This window comes from bacterium (genome assembly GCA_036524115.1).
Classification (GTDB): domain Bacteria; phylum JAUVQV01; class JAUVQV01; order JAUVQV01; family DATDCY01; genus DATDCY01.
In genome coordinates this window covers 1-4,019 of the sequence record DATDCY010000330.1, presented here as the reverse complement: position 1 = coordinate 4,019, position 4,019 = coordinate 1, and the positions used below count along the sequence as shown (strand labels likewise).

The window sequence follows — 4,019 nt, the reverse complement described above, 5'->3', positions numbered from 1 at the left end:
ATCGCCCGCCTCGAGCCGGCGGTGCACGCCTACCTGCGCGTCGACGCCGAGGGGGCCCTCGAGGCCGCGCGGCGCGCCGACCGCGAGGCGCCGGACCCGGCGAACCGGCCGGCTCTCTGGGGCGCCCCGATCGCGCTCAAGGACAACCTGTGCACCCGCGGCGTCCCGACGACCTGCGCCTCGCGGATCCTCGCGGGGTTCCGGCCGCCCTACGATGCCACCGTCGTGGAGCGGCTGCGGGGCGCCGGCGCGGTCTTCCTCGGCAAGACGAACCTCGATGAGTTCGCGATGGGTTCCTCGACCGAGAACTCGGCCTTCGGCGCGACGCGCAACCCCTGGGACCCGGCGACGATCCCGGGCGGCTCTTCGGGCGGGTCGGCGGCGGCGGTCGCCGCGCGCGAGTGCCTCGCCGCGCTCGGCTCGGACACCGGCGGCTCGATCCGCCAGCCGGCCGCCTGCTGCGGCATCGCCGGCCTCAAGCCGACGTACGGGCGCGTCTCGCGCTACGGGCTCGTGGCCTTCGCCTCCTCGCTCGACCAGATCGGGCCGATGGCGCGCACGGTCGAGGACTGCGCGATCCTCCTCGAGGCGATCGCCGGCCGCGACCCGCGCGACTCGACTTCCGTGCCCGGGGCGGTGCCGCCGTACGCGTCGCGTCTGGGCGACGGCCGCCTCGACGGCCTGACCGTCGGCCTCGTGCGCGAGTTCTTCACCGCGGGGCTCGACGTCGAGGTCGAGCGGGCGGTGCGCGAGGCGGTGCGCGTGCTCGAGGGGCTCGGGGCGCGGGTGCGCGAGGTCTCGCTCCCCCACGGCAAGCACTCGGTCGCGGTCTACTACATCCTCGCGACGGCGGAGGCCTCCTCGAACCTCGCGCGCTACGACGGCGTCAAGTACGGCCATCGCGCCGCCGACGCACGCGATCTGCTCGAGCAGTACCGCCGCACGCGCGCCGAGGGCTTCGGCCCGGAGGTGCGCCGGCGGATCATGCTCGGCACCTACGCGCTCTCCTCCGGCTACTACGACGCCTACTACCGCAAGGCCCAGCAGGTGCGCACGCTGATCCTCAACGACTTCACGGCGGCCTTCCGCGAGGTGGACCTGCTCGCCGGGCCGACCGCGCCGACCGCGGCCTTCCGGATCGGCGAGAAGAGCGATGACCCGCTGCAGATGTACCTCTCGGACATCTTCACGATCTCGGTGAACCTCGCCGGCGTGCCGGCGCTCTCGGTGCCCTGCGGGTTCACGGGGGCGGGGCTCCCCGTCGGCCTCCAGCTGATCGGCCCGGCCTTCGGCGAAGAGGCGCTCCTCTGCGCCGGCCACGCCTACCAACTGGCGACCGACTGGCACCTTCGCAACCCGCCCCTCACCCGATACGACCGCTGATATGGGACCCATCAGCGCCCGAGAGTGCTCACCGACCGCCGATGCCTTCCGGCGGGCGCTTCCATGGGGGGCCCCGCCCCCTCTGGCGCGGCTTCGCCGCTGTCACCCCCCGCAGCTGGGGCCCCCCCATTCGTCGCCCCCCAATCGTCAGGAGCGAGCCGTGAACCTTCCGGGAACGGCGCCCTTTCCGTTGCGGACCATGCGGGCCTCGTCTTCAGGGCCACGGCCCGGGGGCGCCTGTGAACGGTCATCATGCGCCGGCCGCCTCGTCGCCCCCCCATTGTCAGGAGCGAGCCGCGAACCGCACAGGGACGACGATCCATTCCTTAGCGGGAATACTCCTTCACCGGCATGGGCTGGCCGGAGGGGTGGCGCGGAGTGGGGGACCCCCGGCGGCGCGCAGCTCCGAGCGAGCACCGACGGGGGTACGCAGCGACAGGACCCCGAAGGCCGCACCGGACCAAGACGATGACCGACCGCTACGAGATCGTCATCGGCCTCGAGGTGCACGCGCAGCTGCTGACGCGCACCAAGATCTTCTGCGCCTGCCCCACCGACTTCGGCGCCCCGGCCAACACCCAGGTCTGCCCGGTCTGCCTCGGGCTGCCCGGCGTGCTCCCCGTGCTCAACCGCGCGGCCGTCGAGTTCATCGTCCGCACCGGCCTCGCGCTCGGGTGCGCGATCGCCCCGGCCAGCCGCTTCGCGCGCAAGAACTACTTCTATCCCGACCTGCCCAAGGGCTACCAGATTTCCCAGTACGAGCTGCCGGTCTGCAGCGGCGGCGCGGTCCCGGTGGGCTCGGGGGCGTCGGCGCGCAGCTTCGCGCTGACGCGCATCCACCTCGAGGAGGACGCCGGCAAGCTCATCCACGGCGAGAACCTTGGCGACCCGCGCCACAGCTTTGTCGACCTCAACCGCGCCGGCGTGCCGCTGATGGAGATCGTCGGCGAGCCGGTGCTGCGGTCCGCGGCCGACGCGCGCGAGTATCTCGTGGCGCTGCGCGACATCCTCGTGCACCTGGGCGTCTGCGACGGGAACATGGAGCAGGGGAGCTTCCGCTGCGACGCGAACATCTCGCTGCGCCCGCGCGGGCAGGCGGCGCTCGGCACCAAGGTCGAGCTCAAGAACATGAACTCCTTCCGCTACGTGCAGCAGGCGCTCGAGTACGAGGCGGCGCGGCAGGAGGCGGTCCTCGACGAGGGCGGCGGCGTCGTCCAGGAGACGCGCCTCTTCGACCCGAAGGCCGGCACGACGCACTCGATGCGGCGCAAGGAGGAGGCGCACGACTACCGCTACTTCCCCGAGCCGGACCTGGTGCCGCTCGCCATTGACGCCGCGTGGCTCGAGCGCGTGCGCGCCGCGCTGCCCGAGCTGCCGGACGCGAAGCGCCGCCGCTACGTCGAGGCGCTCGGCCTGCCGGAGTACGATGCCGGGGTGCTCACCGCGGACCCGGCGCTCGCCGCCTGGTTCGAGGCGGCCGCGGCCGCCTTCCCGCAGCCCAAGACGTTGAGCAACTGGGTCATGGGCGAGCTGCTGCGCCTGCTGCGCGACTCGGGGCGGGAGGTCCGCGACTGCCCCGTCCCGCCGGCGGAGCTGGCGGCGCTGCTGTCCGCGGTCGAGGCAGGGAAGATCACGCGCAAGCTCGCCAAGGGCGCGTTCGAGACGATGTTCCGTGAGGGGAAGACCGCGGCCGCCGTGATCGAGGCGCAGGGGCTGGCGCAGCTCGGGGGCGGCGACGAACTGGCGGCGATCGCCGACCGCGTGATCGCCGAAAACCCCGACAAGGTCGCCGGTTACCGGGGCGGCAAGCTGAAGCTCTTCGAGTTCTTCGTCGGGCAGGTCATGCGCGCCAGCGGCGGCCGCGCGAACCCGGACGAGACCCGCCGCCTGCTCAAGGAACGCCTGGGCTAGATGGGAACCGAGCTCTCCCGGCCCGAGGGGGAGGTCGTCGAGCCGGAAGTCCTCGGCTCGCTCGACGAGGCCGAACGCACCCGTTTCCCGCCGCCGCCGGGGGCGACCGCCCGCCCGCTGGGCTGCACGCTGGGGCCGGGGTGCGGCTGCGTCGGCCTGCCGCTGGCGCTGATCGCGGGGGCGGTGCTCACCGCGCTCATGGCCCTGCTGTGGCTGCTGAGCCTGGGGCGGGTCCCGATCTCGATTGCGCGCATGGCGCAGCAGATGCGCCGCCGCCCGCCGCGGGCCTAAGCGACGGTCCGCCGATGCTCGAGATCCGCTGCAACGCCCGGGACGCCCTCACGCCGGACGAGGCGGGCGCCGTGGCTGCGGCCGTTCGCGCCGGCGGCGCGATCCTCTTCCCGACCGACACGCTCTACGGCCTGGGCGCCGACCCGCTCTCGGCGCCGGGGCTCGCCGCCGTCTACCGCCTCAAGGGGCGCACGGAGGCCAAGCCGCTGCCGGTGCTCGTCGCCGACGCCTCGCTTGTCGCGCGCTTTGCCGCCGCGGTCCCCGGCCCCTGGCGCGCGCTCATGTCGCGCCTGTGGCCGGGGCCGCTGACGCTGCTGTTCCCCGCGCTGCCGGGCCTGCCGCCGGCGGTGCGTTCGGAGGCGGGGAAGGTGGCGCTGCGCGTGCCCGGCTCCGCGCTCTGCCGCTCGGTCCTGCGGGCGGCGGGCGGGGCCCTC

4 protein-coding genes are annotated in these 4,019 nt (G+C 74.0%); all 4 read left to right on the top strand.

All coding sequences use genetic code 11. The annotated features are described in order from the left end of the window. Positions 1–1,383: Asp-tRNA(Asn)/Glu-tRNA(Gln) amidotransferase subunit GatA (gene gatA / locus VI078_16025; protein ID HEY6000795.1), on the top strand; the 1,383-nt coding region annotated here is incomplete at its 5' end. A 468-nt stretch (positions 1,384–1,851) separates the two neighbouring features. Continuing rightward, positions 1,852–3,294 carry an Asp-tRNA(Asn)/Glu-tRNA(Gln) amidotransferase subunit GatB gene (gene gatB / locus VI078_16020; GenBank protein ID HEY6000794.1) on the top strand — a complete coding sequence of 481 codons (1,443 nt, stop codon included), beginning with the start codon at positions 1,852–1,854 and terminating at the stop codon, positions 3,292–3,294. Beyond that, positions 3,295–3,585, top strand: coding sequence for a hypothetical protein (locus VI078_16015; GenBank protein HEY6000793.1), 291 nt, complete (start codon positions 3,295–3,297; stop codon positions 3,583–3,585). 14 nt (positions 3,586–3,599) lie between these two features. After that, on the top strand, positions 3,600–4,019 hold a 420-nt coding region (locus VI078_16010; protein HEY6000792.1), incomplete at its 3' end, for a Sua5/YciO/YrdC/YwlC family protein.

Bases quoted from the DNA above. Each gene is read 5' to 3' on its own strand.
- gatB (HEY6000794.1), top strand. From the start codon at position 1,852: ATGACCGACCGCTACGAGATCGTCATCGGCCTCGAGGTGCACGCGCAG.
- VI078_16015 (HEY6000793.1), top strand. From the start codon at position 3,295: ATGGGAACCGAGCTCTCCCGGCCCGAGGGGGAGGTCGTCGAGCCGGAA.